Below are 1598 nucleotides of genomic sequence, written 5' to 3' on the forward strand. Positions count from 1 at the left end.
CACCTCCGACCGCGTCGCGCCACCGCCACGGCGCCCCGCCGGCAGACCGCCCGGCTCCGGGCCGCTGCCGCTGCTCGTGGTGGACGCGCTCGCCGCCGTACTGTCCGCCGCCGTCCTCGGCGACGAGCGGCGTGACGCCGTCCTCGCCGTCCAGCTCGTCGTCTCGGTGACCGCGCTGAACGCGCTCGGCGGGCTCTACCGGCCCGGCGTCGTCCTCTCGGCGCTCGACCAACTGCCCGCGCTGGCCGCTCGTATCGCCGCTTCCTGGTGCGCCGCCGCGGCCGTGCTCGCCGCGTTTCTGCCCGCCCGCGCCCTGGGCATCACGGCGCTGCTCGGCGGAGCCTTCGTACACCTTGCCCTGACATGCGGCGGACGCTCACTCGTTCACGCACGCCGACGCGCGACGGCGCGCAACCGGCTGCGGTCCGCGCTGGTCGTCGGTACGGGCCTGGCGGCGCGGCGGCTGACGGCGCTGCTCGTCCAGCATCCCGAGTACGGACTGCGGCCCGTCGGGATCGTCGCTCCGACCCGGGACGACGGCCCGAACGGCGGTCGCGGCGGCGGTGGTACGGACGCTCCCGCGCTGCCGGTGCTGACCTCCGCCGAGGGCATCCACCGGGCCGTCATCCAGAACGGCGTCCAGGAAGCGCTGTTCATCGACTCCGGCTACGGGGACACCGGTTCGGGCCCGGGCTCCGGTCCCGGTGCCGGTCCGGGCGTCGGTCCCGGCGACTATCTCGACGCCGAATTCCGCGATCAGGCCTTCGCGAGGCCCGGGTTCGGCGGCTCGCGCGAGAGTACGGACCGGTCCGCCCTGGTCGCGCTCTTCCACGAGTACGGCTGCGCCACCTCGTTCATCGGCGCGGGCCCCTGGGACACCGTCGCTCCGGCGCCCGGCATGGGCCGGCATCTGTGGGGATTCGCCTGGCGCCGGGTGGAGCCGCCGGCCGCGCGCCGCCGCGGCACGGTCGCCAAACGCCTGCTGGACGTGGCGATCGCGGTGCCCGTCCTGCTGGCGATCTCGCCGGTGCTGCTGATCTGCGCCCTGGTCGTACGGTTCGGCGACGGTCCTGGTGTGCTCTTCCGCCAGGAACGGATCGGCCAGAACGGGCGGCCCTTCACGCTGCTGAAGTTCCGTACCCTGCGCCCGGCCGACGACCACGAGGCCGCCACCCGCTGGAACATCGCCAACGACCTGCGGATGAGCCCGGTGGGCGGCTTTCTGCGCCGTACGTCGCTGGACGAGCTGCCGCAGCTCTGGAACGTACTGCGCGGTGACATGAGCCTCGTCGGCCCTCGGCCGGAACGGCCCTTCTTCGTCGCCAACTTCAGCAAGACCCATCCCGGCTACGCGGCCCGGCACCGGATGCCCGTCGGTATCACCGGGCTGGCACAGGTGCACGGGCTGCGCGGTGACACCTCCATCGAGGACCGGTCCAGGTTCGACAACCACTACATCGACCACTGGTCGCTCTGGCAGGACGTGTGCATCCTGCTGCGGACCGCGGCCTCCCTGGTCCGTCCGGCGGGAAGCTGATGGCCGCCGACGCCCTCGGCGTCCTGCTGCCGGCCGCGCGCCGGTCGCGATCCGCCGCCCA

1 protein-coding gene is annotated in these 1598 nt (G+C 73.8%); it reads left to right on the plus strand.

The genetic code is table 11. The features are described 5' to 3' along the window. Positions 1-79 precede the first annotated feature (79 nt). Complete coding sequence (locus tag GA0115259_RS42505) at positions 80-1537, plus strand: sugar transferase (RefSeq protein ID WP_370749332.1); 1458 nt, start codon at positions 80-82, stop codon at positions 1535-1537. Positions 1538-1598: the final 61 nt, after the last annotated feature.

Source organism: Streptomyces sp. MnatMP-M17, assembly GCF_900091995.1.
Classification (GTDB): domain Bacteria; phylum Actinomycetota; class Actinomycetes; order Streptomycetales; family Streptomycetaceae; genus Streptomyces.